The organism is Pantoea sp. SS70 (genome assembly GCF_029866845.1).
GTDB lineage: Bacteria > Pseudomonadota > Gammaproteobacteria > Enterobacterales > Enterobacteriaceae > Pantoea > Pantoea leporis.
Genome location: NZ_CP117199.1, coordinates 3,540,735 through 3,561,955 on the forward strand (window position 1 = coordinate 3,540,735; position 21,221 = coordinate 3,561,955).

The following is a 21,221-nucleotide window of genomic DNA, read 5'->3' on the forward strand; positions in this document are numbered from 1 at the left end:
AAATACGACCAATAGTAACAATAAATTAACAAATTGCGTGCAGGCATTAAAAAAGGCCGCTACGGGAGCGACCTTTACGGCAAGGCTAAGTGGAGTGACGTTACTTCTTCACCGTTTCCATGCCCATCAAACCAATCTTCAGATAACCGGCTTCACGCAGCTGATCCATCACTTCCATTAGGGTGGCGTAATCCACCGATTTATCCGCCTGGAAGAAGATGGTGGTGTCTTTCTTGCCTTCGGTTTGTGCCGTCAGCGCATTCACCAGCGTCTCTTTGGTGACCGCATCGTTTCCGATGAAGATCTGCTTATCTTCCTTGATGGAGAGATAAACCGGTTTTTCCGGACGCGGCTGCGGCGCGCTGGTCGATGCTGGCAGGTTAACGCGCACATCGACGGTAGCTAATGGCGCGGCGACCATAAAGATGATCAGCAGAACTAACATGACGTCGATAAACGGCGTCACGTTGATTTCGTGCATTTCGCCATCGCCGACCGAGTCATCGTTTAAACGCATCGCCATAATACTTATCCTACGCGCAGTTTCTGTGCCGCCGCTGGACGGTTGGCTTCTTTCGCGGTATCCACGTTGCCGAGATCCAGATCGCGGCTCTGCAGCAACATCACCTGCGCGGCGACATCGCCCAGCGACGCTTTGTAGCTGGCAATCATACGCGCGAAGACGTTGTAGATAACCACGGCGGGAATTGCCGCCACCAGACCAATCGCGGTAGCCAGCAGCGCTTCGGCGATGCCCGGCGCGACGACTGCGAGGTTAGTGGTTTGCGTTTTCGCTATGCCGATGAAGCTGTTCATGATGCCCCAAACGGTACCGAACAGACCGATAAACGGCGCAACGGAACCGATGGTGGCGAGGAATCCATTACCGCGACCGGCATGACGGCTAAATGCAGCCACGCGGCGTTCGAGACGGAAGCTGGTGCGCTCTTTGATGCCATCCAGATCTTCAGTACCAGCGGAGAGCTCCAGCTCATTCTGCGCGTCGTTTAGCAGCACAGCGCTGTGGCTGTTGCTTTTGAAGTTTTCAGCAGCACGGTAAGCATCGTTTAATGAGCGGGCTTCGCCCAGCGCTTGCTGCTCGCGTTTCAGGCGACGTTTCGCCCCGCTCAGCTCAGCAAACTTACCGAAGAAAATTGCCCAGGTGACAACCGAAGCCAGTAACAGGCCAATCATCACAATCTTTACCACGATATCGGCATGCTGATACATGCCCCAAACGGAAAGATCCGTTTGCATCAAATCACTGGCTACCACGCTGCATCTCCAACTTCTGTTGCACAGTTCACGATTGAAGCGCGGATCATAGCAAAAAATACCACCGAAGTGATAGTGGTTCTCATTACTATTTACAAAGCAAAGATGCCCGCGATTTCCACAAGTTAGCGGATGTTATGCGCAATACTGGCCTCACTCTGATAATCCGCAATCAGGCTCAACCCGCTACACTGATTCGTGGTAACGTGAATGTTTTGTGGGAAATGTCAGGAAAGGCAGTGATGGCAACGAAAAAAATAGACACCACGCTTGTCAGCGCGGGACGCAGTAAACGTTACACGCAAGGCTCAGTTAACAGCGTAATTCAGCGCGCTTCATCCCTGGTTTTTGACACGGTCGCCGATAAGAAACGTGCTACCGCTGGCCGCGCGTCAGGCGAGCTGTTTTATGGTCGTCGCGGCACCCTCACCCATTTCTCGCTGCAAGACGCCATGACCGAGCTGGAAGGCGGCGCAGGTTGCGCGCTCTATCCGTGCGGCGCGGCGGCGGTCTCTAATGCCATTTTGTCCTTTGTCGCAGCCGGCGACCATATTCTGGTGAGCGGCGCGGTCTACGAACCGACGCAGGATTTCTGCTCGAAAATTCTCAGTAAGCTGAACGTCACCACCACCTATTTCGATCACTGCATCGGCAGCGAAATTGGCGAACTGGTGCAGCCGAATACGCGCGTGGTGTTCCTGGAATCACCGGCGTCGATCACCATGGAAGTGCAGGATATTCCCGCGATTGTTGCCGCCGTGCGCGCCAAAGCGCCGGAGGCGATCATCATGATCGATAACACCTGGGCGGCGGGCGTGTTGTTTAACGCGCTGGAGCATGGCATCGATATTTCGATTCAGGCCGGCACCAAATACATCATTGGTCACAGCGACGCGATGATTGGCACGGCGGTAGCAAATGAGCGTTGCTGGCCGCAGCTGCGCGAGAACTCCTATCTGATGGGCCAGATGGTCGATGCTGATACCGCTTATATGGCGAGCCGCGGCATTCGTACGTTGGGCACACGTCTGCGTCAGCACGAAGAGAGCGGATTGCAGGTGGCGGAATGGCTGGCCACGCAGCCGGAAGTGGCGCGCGTTAATCATCCGGCGCTGGCGCAGTGTAAAGGCCACGCATTCTGGCAGCGCGATTTCAGCGGCAGCAGCGGTTTGTTCTCGTTCATCCTGCATGAAAAACTGAGCCGTGAGCAGCTGGCAAATTACCTCGATCACTTCCACCATTTCAGCATGGCGTATTCGTGGGGCGGCTATGAATCCCTGATTCTGGCGAACCAGCCTGAAGAGCTGGCGGCGATTCGTCCGGCGGGCGGCGTGGATTTTGACGGCACTTTAGTGCGTCTGCATATCGGCCTCGAACATGTCGATGACTTGCTGGCTGACCTTAAAGCCGGTTTTGCACGTTTAAGAAGTTAAACAGAAGATAAACCACGCTGTGGCGGCGATGAGAGATCAACGTATGCGATGCCACAGAAGGTTAAAATTAGACTCCTTGTGACTCGATGGAATAGCTGATGGGTGTTTTACATGAGATTGTCCAGGCGCTTTGGCATCAGGATTTTGCCGCGCTCGGCAATCCGGATGTGGTTTGGATTGTCTACGGCGTGATGTTTTTAACGCTGTTTCTGGAAAACGGTTTGCTGCCCGCGTCATTCCTGCCGGGCGATAGCCTGCTGTTACTGGCGGGCGCGATGGTCGCCAAAGGTGTGATGGATTTCGTGCCGACCATTGTGATTTTGACCACGGCGGCCAGCCTTGGCTGCTGGCTCAGCTATCTGCAAGGACGCTGGCTCGGCAACACCAAACTGGTGAAAAGCTGGTTGCTGCATCTGCCCGCGCAATATCATCAGCGCGCGTGGAATATGTTTAACCGCCACGGTTTGATGGCGCTGCTGGTTGGCCGCTTCCTGGCCTTTGTGCGCACCTTACTGCCGACCATGGCCGGGATTTCCGGCTTAAACAATGGCCGCTTCCAGCTGTTTAACTGGCTGAGCGGCTTGTTGTGGGTTGGGATTGTGGTGACGCTGGGCTACGGCATCAGCCATGTGCCCTTTATCAAGCGCCATGAAGATCAGGTGATGGCGATCCTGATGATTCTGCCGATCGCGCTGCTGTTTATCGGCCTGGCCGGCAGCATTGTGGTGATTTGGAAAAAACGCCGCCAGAAACTCTCCTGATTACGACGCGGCGTCAAACGGTAAAGTTTGACGCACGCGGCTCGCCTCTTCTCCCGGCGTCACGCCGAAATAGCGCTTAAACTCACGCGAAAACTGCGATGGGCTTTCATAACCGACGCGCACCGCCGCCGCGCTGGCTTTCATGCCATCCTGCAGCATCATCAGGCGCGCCTGATGCAGGCGATAGCGCTTAAGGTATTGCAGCGGCGAGGTTTGCGTTACCGCTTTGAAGTTATGATGAAACGCCGAAACGCTCATGTTCACTTCAGCGGCCAGCATGTCGACGCTCAAACTCTCCGCGAAGTGGTTTTCGATGCGACGCAGCGCGCGCGCAATCTGGCTGAACTGCGTCTGCCGATTGACCAGCGACAGCAGCGCGCCGCCAATCGGTCCGGTTAGCACGTAATAGATGATCTCGCGAACCAGCTGCGGCCCCAGCACGCGGGCGTCGCGCGGGTTATTCATCACATCCAGCAAGCGTTCGGCCGCACACAGCATCTCTTCGCTCATGAACACCGAATGGATGCCGGAAGTTTGTGCCTGCGGCTGGAACTGCTCGTCATCGCCGATATCCATCAGCAAATCCTGCAGGCTGGCGACATCCACGCTCAAACACATGCCGGCCAGCGGCTCCGCCAGCGTGGCTTCGGTTTCGCACTCCACCGGCAGCGGTACGGTGAGCATCAGATATTTGGTGGCGTCGTAGTGGAAAACGGTGCTGCCGAGATAGCCGGTTTTACGCCCCTGAAACAGAATCACGATGCCGGGTTGATACATCATCGGCGTACGCGGCAAGGTTTCGCAGGCATAGATCAATTTGACATTTTCTACCGTGCACAGCGGCTTATGCAGGTCACTCATCAGCGCAACTACGCGCTGCGCTAGCTGGCGGCAAAGGGCGTCGTTTGGCATGCATCTCTCTCAAGCAGCAAAAAAGTCAGTTTGCCGTAAGGCTGTACAAAGCTCCATCATTCTGGAGAATCAGGCAAGATTCTTGCAGAAATCTATCAGGCAAAAGTGCCGCCCGCTTGCCACAATGATCCTGAGGTGAGGTTTGTTGACTAGACTTAAGCACATCTTTTCTACGGTAAGTCCCTGCAACAGATAAGGAGCAATTATGGCAGATCAACCCATTATTAAATTGCGCGACGGCAACATGATGCCGCAGCTTGGCCTCGGCGTGTGGCAAGCGAGCATTGAGGATGCGCGCAACGCCATCCTGGAAGCCCTGAAAGTCGGCTATCGCTCCATCGATACCGCCGCTATCTACAAAAATGAGGAAGCGGTTGGGCAAGCGCTGCAAGAGACCGACGTGGCGCGCGATGAGATTTTTATCACCACCAAGCTGTGGAACGACGACCAGACCAACTGGCAACAGGCAATGGAAACCAGCCTGAAGAAGTTGCAGTTAGAGCAGGTGGATTTGTATCTCATGCACTGGCCGTGCCCGGAAAAAGATAACTACGTTGAAGCCTGGAAAGGCTTGATTGAGCTGCAGCAACAGGGCTTAACCAAGAGCATCGGCGTATGTAACTTCCACGAGGCGCATCTGAAGCGTTTGATCGATGAAACCGGCGTGTCGCCGGTGGTGAACCAGATCGAGCTGCATCCGATGCTGCAACAGCGCACGCTGCATGCATGGAACGCGCTGCACCAGATTCAAACCGAATCCTGGAGCCCGCTGGCACAAGGCGGTAAAGGCGTGTTTGATCAGGAGATTATCCGCGAGCTGGCGAAAAAATATAGCAAGACGCCGGCACAAATCGTGATTCGCTGGCATCTGGATAGCGGCCTGGTGGTGATTCCGAAGTCGATTACCCCGGAACGTATTCGTGAGAATTTCCAGGTGTTTGATTTTAGGTTGGATAAAACTGAAGTGAGTGAGATCAGTAAGCTGGATAGCGGTAACCGTTTGGGACCGGATCCGGAGGCGTTTAACGGGTAGAATGGCGCGCGTTTCCCCTCACCCTAACCCTCTCCCGCAGGCGGGAGAGGGAACCGTAAGGTGCCTTTTGCTCGATCTGCTCCTTCGCCCGCTTGCGGGAGAGGGAACCGTAAGGTGCGTTTTGCTCGATCTGCTCCCTCGCCCGCTTGCGGGAAAGGGAACCGTAAGGTGCGTTTTGCTCGATCTGCTCCCTCGCCCGCTTGCGGGAGAGGGCTGGGGTGAGGGCATTAAGACGCTGAATTCACCAATAACTGCCCCGCCGTCCCGCGATCCGCCATCTCTAACGTCTGGCTGTAATAGACAAACGGGAAGTGATCCGACGAACTCTGCGGGAAGCTCACCAGCAGCTCCACGCTGCCATCCACCCAAACGGTATCTTTCCAGCCGCGATCTTCGCCCATCGGCTGCGCGCCATTGACGTTCTTAATCAGGAACATCACGCCCTGAATATGCAGCGATTGCGGGCGATCGGCGTGGATAATCCAGCGCTCAAAGGTGCCCTGCTGCACGGTGGTATCAATGCGGTTCATGTCCCACAACACGCCGTTAATGCCCGGCTCGCTGTCACCAATGCGGAATTCGCGCGTACGCACCGCCACGCCATCAAGAATCTGATCCGCCAGCAAACGCATCGGCAGATTGTCAGTCACCAGCGGCAACAAGCCGGTTGGGCGTAAGCTCAGCACCAGCGTATTGGTCAGAATCGATGACGGCTCAAACAATCCGCGCAGGCGATCCATCAAACCCGCCGCCGTTCCGGCCATGATCGAGACTTCATCGCCCTGCGACATATCCACCAGCACTTCACGACGTTCGCCGGGAGCCAGCGTCAGCAGCTGCACCGCCACCGGCGCAGGCAGGAAGCCCTGATCGCTGGCGATCACCGTAAAGGGACGATTATCGGAGAAGGTGAGATCGAAGCGGCGCGCGTTCGAGCCGTTCAGCAAACGCAAACGCACCCAGCCGCGCGACACTTCGACATAGGGATTTTGCACGCCGTTCACCAGCAGCACGTCGCCCATAAAACCGCCGCTGGAGGGCGGGTTATAAACCGGCGTGGCGAAGTTATCGAGGCGCTTGTCCTGAATAATCAGCGGGAAATCATCGACGCCATAATGCTTCGGCAGCGGCAGCGATTTACTGACGTCATCTTCCACCAGCCACATGCCGGCGAGTCCGTTGTAGACGTGCGGCGCCATGCGATTTGGCGTATTGGCGTGATACCACAATGTGCCCGCGCCCTGACGAATCGGCAGCACCGGCGCCCAATCAGCTCCGGCCGACATCATGCGCGGCGCACCGCCCATTAACGCGCCCGGCACCTGCAAACCGCTGACGGTCATCGATACCGGTTCGTTGAGGCGGTTGCTGTAAATCAGCTTCACATCGTCGCCGCTATAAACGCGCACCGTTGGGCCGAGATACATGCCGTTAAAGCCCCACACCGGCACTTTGTTGCTGTTGCCGCTGAAAGACCAATGGCTGCGCTGCAAGGTGAGAAACAGCGGCTGACCGCGACGTGATTCAATCAGCGGTGGAATAGGAAGTGGCGTATCGCCCAATGGCGCGGCGGCGCGGGCGGCGAAAGGCATAGCACCGGAAGCCAGTGCGACACCGGCAGAAAGCTGAATAAACTGACGTCTGCTGCAAGACATAAAACTTCAGACCTTTTGAGCGTGGCGTGAGGACGCCGTGTCCATGTTGTTCTAATTAATGATGAGTTGCTGTGTGGCTTGAGAACGGGGCAGATGATCACCTGCCCCATTTTGGCTGCTCAGAGTTTACCGTTTTTTTCGCGTTCGGCGACTTCGGCGTTCAATTCTTCCAGTTTAGTCGACATTAATTCACGGCAGTGCGTGGCGAGCTTACGCACCGAGGTGGTGGCAAACTGCGAGGTATCGACCGGCGGCAACATCTCCACAATCACCAAACCGTTGTTCCAGCGGTTCAGCTTGATCTTGTCGTGGGTGTTGGAAACCACAATCGGGATGATTGGCACACCGGCTGCTACCGCTGCATGAAACGCACCGGTTTTGAACGGCAGCAAACCACGACCGCGGCTGCGCGTCCCTTCCGGAAACATCCAGAACGAAATGCGCTTTTTGTTGAACTGCTCCACCAACTCACCGATGGTGCCGTGCGCTTTGGAGCGGTTATCACGGTCAATCAGCAGGTTACCGGTCAGCCAGTAGAGCTGGCCAAAAAACGGAATCCACAGCAGGCTTTTCTTGCCCACGGTCACGGTGGTCGGCTGCACGATTTTAGCCGCCGTGATCATGTCGTAGTTGTTCTGGTGGTTAGCGATATAGATCGCGTTGCCATAATGCGCGGCTTCCACCGGTTTACGCAGTTCCACTTTGAGACCAAACACCGTCGACAGACGACCGAGCAGATGGCCGAAGGTTGCGACGTGACGCGGATTACGCGGTGAAAACAGACACCAGATACAGCCAACAATACTGACCAGAATCGAATAAACAATAACAATAATTGCTCGTAAAATTAGTAACATAGATTCCTCAAATGGGGCATTCCATCGCCTGAATTACAGCGTTACTCTTCACTCGCGTCGGCTTTCGGACGCGCTGGTGCATTCACTTCTACGCTATCGATGCGTTGCAGGCCACGCGCCACGCTGCCGCGACGACCGCGCTCGGCACGCACTTTCTGCAGATCTTCATCACGCATGATCAGCTTACGTTTACCGACATATACGGTGATTGACGCGCCCGGCGGCAGAATCAGCAACCATTGTAGTTTGTCGGTGCCCGCCGCGGCTTCCGCTGCAGGAATCGAAATGATCTTGTTGCCTTTGCCTTTCGACATCTGCGGCAGATCGCCAACCGGGAACATCAACATGCGTCCGGCCTGGGTAATTGCCAGCAGCATATCATCGCCCGAATGTACCGCCATTGGCGTCATCACTTTGGCGTTTTCCGGCAGCGTCAGCAGCGCTTTACCGGCACGGTTGCGCGACACCAGATCGGCAAAGGTACAGATGAAACCGTAACCGGCGTCAGAGGCCATCAACAGCTTCTGATCGTCGGGCTCCATCAGCACCTGCTCAATCACCGCGCCCGGCGGTGGCGTCAGTTTGCCGGTGAGCGGCTCGCCCTGTCCGCGCGCGGACGGCAATGAGGTCGGATCCAGCGTGTAGCTGCGTCCGGTGGAGTCGATAAAGGCCACCGGCTGATTGCTCTTGCCGCGTGCGGCGGCCAGATAGCTGTCGCCCGCTTTGTAGCTTAAGCCCGCCGGATCGATATCGTGACCTTTGGCGCTGCGCACCCAGCCCATTTGCGACAGCACGATGGTCACCGGCTCAGCGCTCACCAGCTCGGTTTCGCTCAGCGCTTTGGCTTCTTCGCGCTCGTGCAGCGGCGAACGGCGATCGTCGCCGTAGGTTTGGCTATCGGCCAGCAGCTCTTTCTTCAGCAAATTGCTCATCTTACGCTCGGACGCCAGAATCGCCTGCAGCTGATCGCGCTCTTTTTCCAAATCCGCCTGCTCGCCGCGAATCTTCATCTCTTCCAGTTTGGCGAGATGGCGCAGTTTCAGTTCGAGAATCGCTTCGGCCTGGGTTTCGCTGATGTCAAAACGCGACATCAGCACCGGCTTCGGCTCATCCTCGGTACGGATGATGTGGATCACTTCATCAATATTGAGGAACGCCACCAGCATACCTTCAAGGATATGCAGGCGACGCAGCACGCGATCTAAACGATAGTTGAGGCGGCGCGTCACGGTATCGCGGCGATACACCAGCCATTCAGAGAGGATTTCCAGCAGGTTTTTCACCGCCGGACGGTTATCCAGTCCGATCATATTCAGGTTAACGCGGTAGCTTTTTTCCAGATCGGTGGTGGCAAACAGGTGATTCATCACTTGCTCGAGATCCACGCGATTGGAGCGCGGCACAATCACTAAACGCGTCGGGTTTTCGTGGTTGGACTCATCACGCAGATCTTCCACCATCGGCAGCTTTTTATTGCGCATCTGGTTAGCGATCTGCTCCAGCACGCGTGCGCCCGACACCTGATGCGGCAACGCGGTGATCACCACATCACCATCTTCTTTTTTCCACACCGCACGCTGACGAATCGAACCGCGACCGCTCTGATAAATCTTACGGATTTCGCTGCGTGGCGTGATGATCTCCGCTTCGGTCGGGTAATCCGGACCTTGCACAATATCCAGCAGCTCATTCAGCGTGGTTTTCGGGTTGTCGATCAGCTTGACCGCTGCTTCCGCTACTTCGCGCAGGTTATGCGGCGGAATGTCGGTCGCCATCCCCACGGCGATGCCGGTGGTGCCGTTGAGCAGAATGTTGGGCAGACGCGCCGGCAACATCTTCGGCTCCTGCAGGGTGCCGTCGAAGTTCGGGATGTAATCGGACGTGCCCTGACCGAGTTCACCCAGCAGGATTTCAGCGTATTTAGACAGGCGCGATTCGGTGTAACGCATCGCGGCGAAGGATTTTGGATCATCCGGCGCACCCCAGTTTCCCTGGCCATCCACCAGCGGATAGCGGTAGGAGAACGGCTGCGCCATCAACACCATCGCTTCATAACAGGCGCTGTCGCCGTGCGGATGGTATTTACCCAGCACGTCACCAACGGTACGCGCCGATTTTTTGAATTTAGCATTGGAATTGAGACCCAATTCCGACATGGCATACACAATACGGCGCTGCACTGGCTTGAGGCCATCGCCGATGTACGGCAGCGCGCGGTCCATGATCACGTACATGGAGTAGTTCAGGTACGCGTTTTCGGTAAACGTGTGCAGGGCAAGACGCTCTGCACCATCCTGCGTCAATTCGCTCATTCAGCTCGCATCCTCACTTCGTGGCCCGCAACGGCGGGACATCCGGCGGTCATTTGGCGAGGATATTACCTTATTCGTGCGGTTTAGTCACAGAGAAGCCCGTTCAGCAAACAGAATCGTCTTGCATTAAATAGCGTGATATTGGTTGGAAAATTAAAACGGAATGGGAGCCATGTCACAGTGAATATCGGCAATAATCTGTGAGCAACTTCGCAATTAATATCGCGAGGCAATTAGCGTATTAATGGTGTCCGCAAGCCAGGACAACATTTAGTATTGTTGCTTAGTGATTACTCTCCTAAATTCATACTCCACAAGCCCCACATTTTTGCGCGTCTGATTTCTGGCATGGAATAAATATAACCACCAATTAGCCATAAACGTTTTGCCAAAATAAGGGTGAACGAATGCAAATACTGACTTCGCGACAACACCGATTAGTAAAATTGCTGCTGCATCATGCCGCACCGCAGCCGACAAAAGAATTAGCTTTACAGCTTGGCGTGTCGGAGAAAACCATCCAGCGCGATTTGCAATGGCTGGAGAGTTGGCTTCGCGACTGGTCGCTGCAGCTGGAAAAAATGCCGGGACGCGGCATACGTCTGCGGGTAGACGATCTGCAGCAGCGTCTGCAACTGGAGCAGCAGCTTAACGGCGACGAAAGCAGTTCGGATGCGCTGAGCCACAACAGCCGACGGGTGAAAATTGCCTCGCAGCTGCTGAGCGATGCGCCACGCGCAACTTCAATCAGTAAATTGTCGGAACGCTACTTTATTAGTCATGCGTCGATTGTGAATGACCTGAAGGTGATCGAAGAGTGGCTGCAGCCGCTGGGTTTGGTGCTGCAGCGCGGCCCCGGCGGCACCCACATCGAAGGCAATGAGCAGACGCTGCGCCAGGCGATGGTGTCGCTAATTAATGATGTGATGCAGCAAAACGTCGCCGGCACGCCGCTGCTACCACGCCTCGATCCCGGCAGCCAGCAAGCGCTGGTGCACTATTTTGGCGACGAGGATGTGGCTTTTGTGCAGGCGCTGCTGCAGCAAATGGAGCAGCAACTGAGTTATCCGTTGGGCGACGCGTGGTACCTCAATCTCTGCACCCATATTCTGATCATGATGCATCGCATGGCGCAAGGTAACGCGCTGGCGCTGGAAACCCTGACCAGCGCGCAGGATCTTGACCAGCGCATTCTGAAGATTGCCCAAAATATGGTGGTGCAGATTGAACAGCGCATGTGCTGCGCATTGCCCGCCGATGAAGTGGGTTTTATTTATCAATATATTGTCTCGTCCGGCATTGTGGTGGAAGAGCGTGGAGATAATGCCCCGCTGCATAATCAATTTTCCACCGCTGAATCAGTGAAAATAACCTGTGAATTAATCGATCGCTTCGCGTCATTTATTCAGCAGGACTTAGCGCAGGACCGATTATTATTTGAAGGGTTATTAGTTCATATAAAGCCATTATTAAATCGACTCAAATATCATATTCACATTCGTAATCCGCTGCTGGAGGATATTCAGCAGGAGATGAAGGAAATATTTTCATTAACGCAACAGGCGATGCAATTAACCGCGCGCAGCCAGGGACTTTCATCGGTGGCGGATGACGAAATAGGTTATCTGTGCGTGCATTTCCAGGCCGCGCTGGAGCGACAAATCGCCCACAAACGCATTCTGGTGGTGTGCTCCAGCGGCGTGGGAACCTCGCATCTTTTGAAGAGTCGCATTCTGCGCGCCTTCCCGGATTGGGAGATCGTCGGCGTGGTTTCCGCCAGTAATCACGCGGAGTTTTGCCAGCGAGAAACGGTGGATTTGGTGATTACTACTATTCACCTCAACGCCGGAGCGGTTCCGGCGGTGTATGTCAGCGCCTTTTTTAACGATGACGATATTCGGCGGGTGACTGACGCCATGATTGGCAGCCAGCTGCCCGACGGCGCCTCCTGCGCTTTGGCTGAACATTAATTGAATGAGGATTGATCATGGATATTTCGCGCATTCTGACGCCACGCCGCGTTAACCTGGCGCTGACCGCCACCACCAAAGAGCAAGCGATTCATGAGCTCACCGATTTGCTCTACCACGACGGCGCCATCAGCGACCGCGCTGCCTTTATTGAAGATGTCTGGCTGCGGGAAGCTGAAGGTTCCACCGGCTTCGAAAATCATATCGCCATCCCGCACGGTAAATCCGCCGCGGTGAAACAAACCACGCTCGCCATCGGCCGCACCCAACACGACATTCCGTGGGAAACGCTCGATGGCAGCCAGGTGCGCTGCATCATCCTGTTCGCGGTGCGACTGGAAGATCAGAACACCACCCATATTCGCCTGTTGTCGCAGGTGGCCAGTGCGCTGGCCGATGATGAGGTGATAGCCCAACTGCTGGTGGAAAACGATGCCAGCAATATCATCCGGCTGTTTAGTCAGTACGCCGAAACCGACCTCTGTTAACACCCTAACTCTCTGAGGTGACACATGAATATCGTCTGTGTAGCGGCCTGCACGGCAGGCATCGCGCATACCTACATTGCGCGCGAAAAACTGATTAAAGGGGCCCACGCGCTGGGCCACACCATCCACGTTGAAACTCAGGGCACCATCGGCACCGAAACGGCGCTGACGCAGCAAGATATCGCCGCTGCGGACGTGGTGATCCTCGCCGTTGACGTGAAGATCAAAGGCGAGGAGCGCTTTCAGGGCAAACCCATTGTGCGAGTGAAAACCGAAGTAGTGATCAAATCACCGGTGAAATTCCTCGAAAAAGTGGCGGATTCACTGGCGCGCGCCTGAGGAGATCCATCATGAGTGACAACAAACGTCAGTACGGCCAGGAGATCAAAGGGCATTTACTTACCGGGATCTCGTGGATGATCCCGCTGATCGTCGCCGCCGGGATCTGCATCGCGCTCGGCCAGGTGATCGGCGGGCCGGATGTCGGTAAACAGACCGGCACCCTCGCGTGGATGCTGAATCAGATCGGCGGTTGGGGCATGGGGCTGATTGTGCCGCTGATCAGCGCGGCGATTGCTTACTCGATTGCCGATCGTCCCGGCTTCGCGCCTGGCCTGATCGTCGGTTTTATCTGCGGGCAGATCGGCACAGGCTTTATCGGCGGCATCTTCGGTGGCTTCCTGGTCGGTTACACCGTGCTGTTGCTGCGCCGCACCATTAAGTTGCCGAAATCGATGCAGGGCTTGATGCCGATTATGGTGCTGCCGGTGCTGAGCACCATTATCGCCGGGCTGCTGATGATGACCTTCATCGGCCAGCCGATTGTCTGGCTGCAGAAGGCGCTGATTGCCTTGCTGGAGTCGATGCAAGGCGGTTCGAAATTTGTGATGGGCGCGATCCTCGGCGCGATGGCCACCTTCGACTTCGGCGGTCCGGTGAATAAAACCATGTCGCTGTTCGCCGACGGCATGCTGGTTGATGGCATTTACGGACCGGAAGCGGTGAAGTTTGTCGGCTCAATGATTCCGCCGTTCGGCATCACGCTCTCTTATCTGCTGAGCCGCAACAAATATACCAAAGCGGAAAAAGAGGCGCTAAAAGCCGCCTTCCCGATGGGCATCTGCATGATTACCGAAGGCGTGATTCCAATTGCAGCGCGCGACCTGTTCCGCGTGGTCGGCAGCTGCGTGGTGGCCTCCGCCATCGCCGGTGGGCTGATTATGGTGTGGGGCGTCGGCGCACCGGTGCCGCACGGCGGCATGTTTGTGGTGCCGCTGTTCACTAAACCCTGGCTGTTCTGTTTGGCACTCGGCATCGGCACCACGGTGTGCGGCGTGATGCTGTCGGTATTGAAAAAGCCGGTGACGCAGGCGGATGAAGAGTTCGATGACGTGGAAGCCCCCGGCGTCCGCGATGAAGAGATCAAATTCACTCTGGAATAAGGAGCCACCATGTTTGCCATGATGAACGACCTGATTCAGGCCGCCGCCCAACAGCGCTATGCGGTGTTAGCGATCAACTGCTTCAACCTTGAAACCGCGCGCGCCGCCATTCAGGCCGCCGAGCAGCAGCGCGCTCCGCTGATCCTCAACGTTTATCAGGGACACAGCGCGCACTTCCCGCCTGCTGTCGCGGTGCCGTTAGTGCGTGCGCTGGCCGAGACTGCCAGCGTGCCGGTGGCGCTGGCACTCGATCACGGCAAAGCCTTTCCGCTGATTGGTCAGGCGTTTCGCGCCGGTTTTACCGGCTTAATGATCGATGCCTCTTCTGAACCGCTCGCCGAGAACATTCGCCAGACCGCCGCCGTGGTGAAGATGGCGCATACCGCCGGCGTGTGCGTCGAGGGCGAGCTAGGACATATTGCCGATGCGCCAACCTACGAACTGGCTGATGCCTCAGTGAAGATGACGCAGGTGGCCGATGTGCTGCCGTTTATCGAGCAAACCCACATTGATTTGCTGGCGATTTCGGTCGGTACCGCGCACGGGCTCTATCCGGCGGGCGTGAAGCCAAAGATCGACTTTCAGCGCTTGCAGGAGTTGCAGGCGGTTTCTTCGCGACCGCTGGCGCTGCACGGCGGATCGGGCACGCCCGCTGAGGATATTCGCCGCGTTAGTGAGTTTGGCGTTGCCAAGATCAACGTCGGCGCGGCGGTGTTTGATGCCGGAAAAATGGCGGTGGAACAGGCCTTGAAGCAGCATCCTCACGCTGAGTTAGCCGATGTGCTTGGGCTGATGGAGTCCGCCTGCCGCGAAGTGGTGGCGGAGTACCTAAGCTGGTCGGGATCGGCGGGCAAGGTTTAGTCATCAGGTTGGTTAGTGTTCGCCATGAATGGCGACACAAGGTCGCATTATCAATTTCACATTCATATCCACTATCGGGTCGGCGCATGCGTCGGCTCCGGTAAACATCACGCTGAGGAAATATTAACATGTTGATTTCAATGAAAGAGATGTTGGCACCGACTCGTGAACACCGTTACGCGATTGGCGCTTTTAACGTGGCCGACAGCTGCTTTATCCGCGCGGTAGTTGAAGAAGCTGAAGCTACCCATACGCCGGCGATCATTTCCATCCATCCAAGCGAGCTGGAGTTTGTCACTGATGAGTTCTTTGGCTATGTGCGCGAACGCACGCTGAAAAGCAAAGTGCCGTTCACCATCCACCTCGATCACGGTGCGTCCATTGCTCAGGTGCTGCGCGCTATTCAATGCGGCTTTACCTCAGTGATGATCGATGGTTCATTGCTGCCTTATGAAGAGAACGTAGCGCTGACCAAAGAAGTGGTGAAACTGGCGCATGCGGTGGGCGTTTCGGTGGAAGGTGAACTCGGCACCATCGGCGATACCGGCACTTCAGTGGAAGGCGGCGTGAGTAAAGTGATCTACACCGAACCGGCGCAGGCAGAGGATTTCGTGCAGCGCACCGGTGTAGATACGCTGGCGGTAGCGATTGGCACCGCGCACGGCATCTACCCGAAAGATATGAAGCCTGAGCTGCAGATGCATATCCTCAGAGACATTGCGCAGCGCACCACTATTCCGCTGGTGCTGCACGGCGGTTCAGCAAATCCGGATGCCGAGATCGCGGAAGCGGTGACGCTGGGCGTGGGCAAAATCAATATTTCCAGCGACATGAAGTTCGCCTATTTCGCTAAGCTGCGCGAGATTCTGGCACGCGAAACCTGGTGGGATCCGAATGTGATTTATCCCGATGCGATTGCGGCGGCGAAGGAAGTCATTCGCTACAAAATGAATCTGTTTGGCGGGTTGGGTAAGGCGAGTTTGTATCGTTGAGTTCTGTTATCTGGTGCGCGTTATGGCGCACCAGAAACTCAGATCGCCAGGAATGGCGTCCCTACTTCGCGCCTAACCATTTCTTCGTAATCTGGGCGTATTCGCCGGTGGCGGTGCTGAGATGCAGCCACTGATCGACATACAACTTCCAGCTCATATCATCGCGCGGGATCATGTAGGCCTTCTCGCCGTACTGCATCGGTTTGTCCGGATTGATGGCGCACAGCGTGGGATAATGCTGCTGCTGGAACAGCGCTTCAGACGCATCGGTGATCATCACATCTGCTTTGTTATCCACCAACTGCTGGAAAATCCCCACGTTGTCAGCCAGCTGCAGCGTTGCCTGCGGCAGATGGCTGTGCACGAAGGCTTCGTTGGTGCCGCCTGCCGGTTCGATCACGCGCACGCTCGCCTTGTTAATCTGTTCAACCGTCTGATATTTCGCTTTATCAGCACAGCGCACCAGTGGAATTTTTCCATCGACACCGAGCGGCTGGGCAAACCAGGCGATCTGCTGACGCTTGAGGGTGACCGATACGCCGCCCAATGCGATATCACACTGCCTGGCCACAAAATCATCGCTCAGGGTTTTCCATGTGGTTGGCACCCACTGCACTTTTGCACCCAGGCTGGTCGCCAGCGATTGCGCCATGCTGATATCCAATCCTTCATATTGCCCATCGCTGCGCAGATAGCTGTAAGGCTTGTAATCACCGGTGGTACAGACTTTTAAGGTTTTACTTGTGCGGATGTCATCGAGATGGGATTGCGCCTGAGCAGCGCCCGTCACCAGAAGTAATGCACTCAGTATCGCGGTTTTCATGGTTTCTTCTTAATAGGAGTTGATGTTGGTTTGCTCACAGATTGTTTCATAGCCCTGCGCATTATTGCTTTATTAGCAAAAGTGTTGTGATCAATCACGCATTTTTCTCGCTCCTGCGCGCGCGTAGAGTGTGCGGCATCAACGAGAAACGGAGCGGATTAGATGAACTTTTTAATTATCGATGGCGGCAAAACCTTCGCCCATTCGAAAGGCGAACTGAACCATACCTTAACTGACGTTGCAGCCAGCCAGCTGCGCGACCTTGGCCATCAAGTGCAGGTGACAATCGCCGATAGCGATTACAACGTAGCAGAAGAAGTGCGGAAGTACCTCGACAGCGATGTGGTGATTTATCAGATGCCGGGCTGGTGGATGGGCGAGCCGTGGACGGTGAAAAAGTACATCGATGATGTCTTCACTGAAGGTCACGGTTCACTGTATGCCAGCGATGGTCGCACACGTAGCGATGCCGGTAAGAAATACGGTTCAGGCGGCCTGATTCAGGGTAAAAAATACATGTTGTCACTGACCTGGAACGCGCCGCTGGAAGCCTTTAACGATCCTGAGCAATTCTTTGAAGGCGTGGGCGTGGACGGTTTGTATCTGCACTTCCATAAAGCTAACCAGTTCCTCGGTATGGAAGGTTTGCCGACCTTTATCTGTAACGATGTGATTAAAATGCCGGACGTACCGCGCGATATTGAACGTTATCGGACTCATCTCAGCCAGATCTTTGCTTAACTGTAAGCACCCAGGGAAAAGAGGAAGCACTATGTTAACCGTCGTTGCAGAGATTTGTGTCAAACCGGGCCGTCGTCAGGTGGTTTTGGATGCGATTAACCAGCTGATTCCTACCGTGCTGGAAGAAGATGGCTGTCATCAATATGACGCATTAGTTGATCATCAGGCGCAAGTGCCTTGGAAACAGAATTCACCCGATTCCATTTTCATGCTGGAGCTGTGGGAATCACTGCGTCATCTGGAGCAGCATCAGCAGATGCCACACATGGATGCACATCGCGCGTTGATTAAAGATGAAGTGGTTGATGTGAAGATCCTGGTGCTTGAACCGGCTAAGTAAGCCGATTTTTTCTCATTCATCATCATGCATAAAAAAGCCCCGGTCTTTCGATCGGGGCTTTTGTTTCGCAGCTAATCAGAAATTAGTGCTGTTGTTCCTGCAGCAGGTGCTGTGGAACCATCACTTCAGCATCGCCACCGTTGTTCTGGTAAACGTTATATTCAACGCCTGCCACGGTTACGGTGCCATTTGCCTGGCTCCAGTTATTTACGTCTTCACCTTCCGGCAGGATGTCTTGCAAGGTCACTTCCTGAGCAGAATCCGAAATCATCAACTGCGTTTTACCATTGTCAATGAACAATGAGTCTTCACTCATGGACAGAATATCCGACAGTGACATGCTCATCAGCGCTTCGTTGAATGAGTCTGGGAACATGTCGCCTGGATCGATAGGTTCTGGTGGCGTAATGTCAACGTTAACGTCGAACGATTCTGCACCGGCCACTTCATTGCCCGCCGCATCACGATAACCGAAGGAGATATGGTAGCTGCCTTCAGCCAGTTCATCGGTATCCAGCGTCCATTTGCCGTTGGTCACCACCGCGCTGCCAATAATTTCGGTACGCGCCGCATCGCCATAGACCACCACTACGGTGCCGTCTTCTTTACCGGTACCGTTCAGCGTCATAACCTGACCATTAATATCCGACCCGATCAGGCGGGTAAAGCCTTCTACATCAAGGAATGTACCACCGGTGTAAGTACCAGCCTGTGGCGCGGTCAGATCCACATCAAAGTTGATGCCGTCATTGATAGGGCCTTTCACACCTGAAGCGCTGACAGGTTGAACGCGGATATTATGCGCACCTTCCGTCAGGGCAGGCAGATCAATACTCCATTTACCATCAACTACGGTTGCTGAACCGATCTGTTTTTCGCCATCATAGATAATGACTTTAGAACCGTTTTCACCGGTACCGCGTACGGTTGGTGATTTGTCATCAGTGATGCCGCCATCAAGGATCTGACCAGTGATGACGCCCACGTCATCCCACAATTCGAAGTCCGTGATTTCGTCCGGCACTTTGGTATCGATAATCAGTTCAATTGGATCGGAACGATCAGAGGTGTTGCCCGCCGGATCGGTAATTTCAACCACCACGTCGTAATCACCATCACCGATTGGATCGGTTGGGGTGACTGTCCAATCACCTTTCTCGTCAACGACGCCGCTACCAATGACCTGCTCTTTGCCGTCTTTATCAATGATGATGATTTCTACAACGTCACCCGGCGTTGCACCGCCACCGGTGAACTCCGGCTGGGTTTCGTCAGTTGGCGTGCCTGGCTGGATGACGCCCTGCTCATCACCGGTGTTGTCGATAATGCCCGGAGCGACCGGTTTTTCAGGTGCAGTTAAATCCACCACGATGGTGACCGGATCTGAGAAGTCTGAACTTTTGCCAGTTTTTGGATCTTCGACTTTGATCTTCAGCTCATGAGAACCTTCTTTCAGTGGATCAAGCTCGATTTCCCATTTGCCATCTTTGCCTACGGCAGCAGAACCAATGACTTTGTCTTTATCGTAAACATAAACAATTTCACCCTCTTCACCTGAACCGCGCAGCACTGGGGTGTCATCGTTGGTTGCATCACCGCTCACCAGTGGACGCTCTTCTGCACCGTTGTTGGCGACAATCTCTTCAATCTGTGCCGGAGGCAGCGTTTGGGTATCAACAATCACAATGAACTCTTCTGATGGAGTAGAAGCAGCACCACCTTTGGAGACGGAATCTACGCGCAGCGCATGTTTGCCTTCGGCCACATCCAGTTCGTAAGACCATTGACCACGTGAGTTGGCAATAACGGTTGCAACTAATTTTTCGCCATCCCAGATACGTACAATGGAGCCGGCATCCGCTTTACCCGACAGCGACAGAGTGGTGTCGTCAGTGGTATCGCCTGATTTCAGCTGACCGGTTACGCGGCCTACGTCATCGTAAACACCTTCCAGTGAAGGCGCTTCAGGTGCAGTAGCATCCAGTTTCAGGATGAAGTTGTCTGATTTCGGACTCATACGACCGTAGCGATCCTGATACGCTACGTTGAAGATATAGGTATCATCCGTGGTCAGTTCCGGTGTGAAGGTCCAACGTCCATCACCGCCAGCGGTCACGCTGCCGATCGGTGCTGAATCAACGCCGTAAATGAAGACCAGCGATCCCGGTTTAGCCACGCCTGACAGCGTTGGATTTTTATCATCGGTGTATTGACCCGAAGTTAAGTGATCAACATTACCTTCGTCGTCAATGACGCGCAGGATCTGTGGTGCTTCCGGAGCGCCTGCTTCGACATGCAGAATGATTGAGGTAGCGGGCCCCCAGTTATTAGCGCTATCGCGAACACGCGTCTGATAGTAGTAGGTCCCATCTGGCAGTTCATCAGACTTGAAATGTAAATTGCCATCCTTATCTGCGGTAACAAGATACACTTCATTGTTCAGCGTAATTTGAACCTGTGCGAAAGGTTCGACTTTAGGTGATATCTCGATAAAGCTTTTATTGGTATATTTTTCAATAGCATTACCATGAGTACCAAAATTATTGGTATTTGCAGTCGCATCCTCAGACGGCTGCGACTCTGCAGTTGGGCCTTCGGCCATCACTACTGCGCCCGCTTCAACTTTCACAATGAATGGCGCTGAGACTGGGCTTTCATGTTTGCCAGCATCCTTAGCCACTACGGTCAGGCTGTGTTCGCCATCAGCCAATTCTGGAGTAATGGTCCATGCCCCCATGCTATTAGCTTTGACTGAAGCAATCGGATCTTTTCCACCGTTGTCATACAGGTAAACGATCGCGTCCGGCTCCGCTACGCCTGAAATGACAGGCTTGTGTTCATCGGTAATTTCGCCCGGATTCAAATTACCTTTATTACTACCGGTGTTATCTACCACACGCCAGATTTCTGGCGCTTCTGGAGCTTGGGTATCCAGATTTACAATGAAGGACGTTGGTGGTGCACGGTTACCCGCTTTATCGATGGTGATCAACTGCACGGTATGTAAGCCTTCGTCCCAGCCCGTTGGCGGTGTAAATGACCACTTACCATTTTCATCGATAGGTGCTTTGTAAACCACACCATCAATAAGAATCTCAACACGACCACCGGCATCTTTTAGATCGACTTGTTTATCTTTCCAACCAAATTTTTTGTCGGTAATAGTACTGATTTTCATTTCTTTAATTTCATTAATGCTGTTATTCGCCATGAATATATTCCTTTAAATATTTAGATTCGTGTTCCGGTTTCCTCCCGGAACGCAAGCATTCTCGACCAGTTAGTGAAATAACCAACACAGGACATGTCTTAATTAATGGTTTTTA

19 protein-coding genes are annotated in these 21,221 nt (G+C 54.4%); 11 read left to right on the forward strand and 8 right to left on the reverse strand.

Annotated features, from left to right (window positions below; genetic code table 11):
- Positions 1 to 100 precede the first annotated feature (100 nt).
- A complete protein-coding gene (exbD, locus tag PO881_RS16220; protein WP_008103349.1) occupies positions 101 to 523 on the reverse strand; it encodes a TonB system transport protein ExbD in 423 nt (140 codons plus the stop codon).
- Positions 524 to 528: 5 nt separating this feature from the next.
- Entirely contained in the window at positions 529 to 1,257 is a 729-nt protein-coding gene (gene exbB, locus PO881_RS16225) for a tol-pal system-associated acyl-CoA thioesterase (RefSeq protein ID WP_192236537.1), read from the reverse strand.
- A 260-nt stretch (positions 1,258 to 1,517) separates the two neighbouring features.
- Between exbB and metC the strand changes: the two genes are divergently transcribed.
- Positions 1,518 to 2,708, forward strand: a complete 1,191-nt coding sequence (gene metC, locus PO881_RS16230; protein WP_280172079.1) for a cystathionine beta-lyase — start codon at positions 1,518 to 1,520, stop codon at positions 2,706 to 2,708.
- A gap of 98 nt (positions 2,709 to 2,806) precedes the next feature.
- Positions 2,807 to 3,469, forward strand: coding sequence for a DedA family protein (locus tag PO881_RS16235; protein ID WP_101761796.1), 663 nt, complete (start codon positions 2,807 to 2,809; stop codon positions 3,467 to 3,469).
- Here the strand turns inward: PO881_RS16235 and PO881_RS16240 are convergent, their stop codons facing one another.
- Positions 3,470 to 4,381, reverse strand: a complete 912-nt coding sequence (locus tag PO881_RS16240) for an AraC family transcriptional regulator (RefSeq protein WP_280172080.1) — start codon at positions 4,379 to 4,381, stop codon at positions 3,470 to 3,472. It lies immediately after the preceding gene.
- A 205-nt stretch (positions 4,382 to 4,586) separates the two neighbouring features.
- Here PO881_RS16240 and dkgA point away from each other — a divergent pair, with 205 nt between their 5' ends.
- Entirely contained in the window at positions 4,587 to 5,414 is an 828-nt protein-coding gene (gene dkgA / locus PO881_RS16245) for a 2,5-didehydrogluconate reductase DkgA (RefSeq protein ID WP_210081114.1), read from the forward strand.
- A gap of 227 nt (positions 5,415 to 5,641) precedes the next feature.
- Here dkgA and ftsP read toward each other — a convergent pair whose 3' ends face one another.
- From ftsP to parC, 3 genes are all read right to left on the reverse strand, one after another.
- Positions 5,642 to 7,069: a cell division protein FtsP gene (gene ftsP, locus PO881_RS16250; RefSeq protein ID WP_101763013.1), complete on the reverse strand. Its 1,428-nt coding sequence runs from the start codon at positions 7,067 to 7,069 to the stop codon at positions 5,642 to 5,644.
- Between the two features lie 119 nt (positions 7,070 to 7,188).
- Positions 7,189 to 7,926 (reverse strand): 1-acylglycerol-3-phosphate O-acyltransferase, encoded by a 738-nt coding sequence (locus PO881_RS16255; RefSeq protein ID WP_280172081.1) that lies wholly within the window; start codon positions 7,924 to 7,926, stop codon positions 7,189 to 7,191.
- A gap of 41 nt (positions 7,927 to 7,967) precedes the next feature.
- Positions 7,968 to 10,238 (reverse strand): DNA topoisomerase IV subunit A, encoded by a 2,271-nt coding sequence (gene parC / locus PO881_RS16260; protein ID WP_137386541.1) that lies wholly within the window; start codon positions 10,236 to 10,238, stop codon positions 7,968 to 7,970.
- A 407-nt stretch (positions 10,239 to 10,645) separates the two neighbouring features.
- On the opposite strand from parC, the gene PO881_RS16265 reads away from it, so the two are divergent.
- The 6 genes from PO881_RS16265 (at position 10,646) to PO881_RS16290 (ending at position 15,991) form a co-directional block, all read left to right on the forward strand.
- On the forward strand, positions 10,646 to 12,208 hold the full coding sequence (locus PO881_RS16265) for a transcription antiterminator (protein WP_101763010.1): 1,563 nt from the start codon (positions 10,646 to 10,648) through the stop codon (positions 12,206 to 12,208).
- Positions 12,209 to 12,225: 17 nt separating this feature from the next.
- On the forward strand, positions 12,226 to 12,696 hold the full coding sequence (locus PO881_RS16270) for a fructose PTS transporter subunit IIA (protein WP_061720482.1): 471 nt from the start codon (positions 12,226 to 12,228) through the stop codon (positions 12,694 to 12,696).
- A gap of 24 nt (positions 12,697 to 12,720) precedes the next feature.
- A complete protein-coding gene (locus PO881_RS16275) occupies positions 12,721 to 13,035 on the forward strand; it encodes a fructose PTS transporter subunit IIB (protein WP_101763009.1) in 315 nt (104 codons plus the stop codon).
- 11 nt (positions 13,036 to 13,046) lie between these two features.
- Positions 13,047 to 14,138, forward strand: coding sequence for a PTS fructose transporter subunit IIC (locus tag PO881_RS16280; RefSeq protein ID WP_101763008.1), 1,092 nt, complete (start codon positions 13,047 to 13,049; stop codon positions 14,136 to 14,138).
- A gap of 9 nt (positions 14,139 to 14,147) precedes the next feature.
- On the forward strand, positions 14,148 to 14,999 hold the full coding sequence (locus PO881_RS16285) for a class II fructose-bisphosphate aldolase (RefSeq protein WP_192412119.1): 852 nt from the start codon (positions 14,148 to 14,150) through the stop codon (positions 14,997 to 14,999).
- 128 nt (positions 15,000 to 15,127) lie between these two features.
- The gene (locus PO881_RS16290; protein ID WP_101763006.1) at positions 15,128 to 15,991 is read left to right on the forward strand and encodes a ketose-bisphosphate aldolase; all 864 of its coding nucleotides are present in this window, start codon (positions 15,128 to 15,130) and stop codon (positions 15,989 to 15,991) included.
- 61 nt (positions 15,992 to 16,052) lie between these two features.
- Here PO881_RS16290 and PO881_RS16295 read toward each other — a convergent pair whose 3' ends face one another.
- Positions 16,053 to 16,814: a transporter substrate-binding domain-containing protein gene (locus PO881_RS16295; protein WP_280172082.1), complete on the reverse strand. Its 762-nt coding sequence runs from the start codon at positions 16,812 to 16,814 to the stop codon at positions 16,053 to 16,055.
- Between the two features lie 162 nt (positions 16,815 to 16,976).
- Here PO881_RS16295 and PO881_RS16300 point away from each other — a divergent pair, with 162 nt between their 5' ends.
- Entirely contained in the window at positions 16,977 to 17,555 is a 579-nt protein-coding gene (locus tag PO881_RS16300) for an NAD(P)H-dependent oxidoreductase (protein WP_280172083.1), read from the forward strand.
- Between the two features lie 31 nt (positions 17,556 to 17,586).
- The gene (locus PO881_RS16305; RefSeq protein ID WP_210081107.1) at positions 17,587 to 17,895 is read left to right on the forward strand and encodes a putative quinol monooxygenase; all 309 of its coding nucleotides are present in this window, start codon (positions 17,587 to 17,589) and stop codon (positions 17,893 to 17,895) included.
- A gap of 82 nt (positions 17,896 to 17,977) precedes the next feature.
- Here PO881_RS16305 and PO881_RS16310 read toward each other — a convergent pair whose 3' ends face one another.
- Complete coding sequence (locus PO881_RS16310; RefSeq protein WP_280172084.1) at positions 17,978 to 21,106, reverse strand: Ig-like domain-containing protein; 3,129 nt, start codon at positions 21,104 to 21,106, stop codon at positions 17,978 to 17,980.
- Positions 21,107 to 21,221 lie beyond the last annotated feature (115 nt).

Excerpts from the sequence above, each read along its gene's own strand:
- exbD (WP_008103349.1), bottom strand. The coding sequence starts at position 523 with ATGGCGATGCGTTTAAACGATGACTCGGTCGGCGATGGCGAAATGCAC.
- exbB (WP_192236537.1), bottom strand. The coding sequence starts at position 1,257 with ATGCAAACGGATCTTTCCGTTTGGGGCATGTATCAGCATGCCGATATC.
- metC (WP_280172079.1), top strand. The coding sequence starts at position 1,518 with ATGGCAACGAAAAAAATAGACACCACGCTTGTCAGCGCGGGACGCAGT.
- PO881_RS16235 (WP_101761796.1), top strand. The coding sequence starts at position 2,807 with ATGGGTGTTTTACATGAGATTGTCCAGGCGCTTTGGCATCAGGATTTT.
- PO881_RS16240 (WP_280172080.1), bottom strand. The coding sequence starts at position 4,381 with ATGCCAAACGACGCCCTTTGCCGCCAGCTAGCGCAGCGCGTAGTTGCG.
- dkgA (WP_210081114.1), top strand. The coding sequence starts at position 4,587 with ATGGCAGATCAACCCATTATTAAATTGCGCGACGGCAACATGATGCCG.
- ftsP (WP_101763013.1), bottom strand. The coding sequence starts at position 7,069 with ATGTCTTGCAGCAGACGTCAGTTTATTCAGCTTTCTGCCGGTGTCGCA.
- PO881_RS16255 (WP_280172081.1), bottom strand. The coding sequence starts at position 7,926 with ATGTTACTAATTTTACGAGCAATTATTGTTATTGTTTATTCGATTCTG.
- parC (WP_137386541.1), bottom strand. The coding sequence starts at position 10,238 with ATGAGCGAATTGACGCAGGATGGTGCAGAGCGTCTTGCCCTGCACACG.
- PO881_RS16265 (WP_101763010.1), top strand. The coding sequence starts at position 10,646 with ATGCAAATACTGACTTCGCGACAACACCGATTAGTAAAATTGCTGCTG.
- PO881_RS16270 (WP_061720482.1), top strand. The coding sequence starts at position 12,226 with ATGGATATTTCGCGCATTCTGACGCCACGCCGCGTTAACCTGGCGCTG.
- PO881_RS16275 (WP_101763009.1), top strand. The coding sequence starts at position 12,721 with ATGAATATCGTCTGTGTAGCGGCCTGCACGGCAGGCATCGCGCATACC.
- PO881_RS16280 (WP_101763008.1), top strand. The coding sequence starts at position 13,047 with ATGAGTGACAACAAACGTCAGTACGGCCAGGAGATCAAAGGGCATTTA.
- PO881_RS16285 (WP_192412119.1), top strand. The coding sequence starts at position 14,148 with ATGTTTGCCATGATGAACGACCTGATTCAGGCCGCCGCCCAACAGCGC.
- PO881_RS16290 (WP_101763006.1), top strand. The coding sequence starts at position 15,128 with ATGTTGATTTCAATGAAAGAGATGTTGGCACCGACTCGTGAACACCGT.
- PO881_RS16295 (WP_280172082.1), bottom strand. The coding sequence starts at position 16,814 with ATGAAAACCGCGATACTGAGTGCATTACTTCTGGTGACGGGCGCTGCT.
- PO881_RS16300 (WP_280172083.1), top strand. The coding sequence starts at position 16,977 with ATGAACTTTTTAATTATCGATGGCGGCAAAACCTTCGCCCATTCGAAA.
- PO881_RS16305 (WP_210081107.1), top strand. The coding sequence starts at position 17,587 with ATGTTAACCGTCGTTGCAGAGATTTGTGTCAAACCGGGCCGTCGTCAG.
- PO881_RS16310 (WP_280172084.1), bottom strand. The coding sequence starts at position 21,106 with ATGGCGAATAACAGCATTAATGAAATTAAAGAAATGAAAATCAGTACT.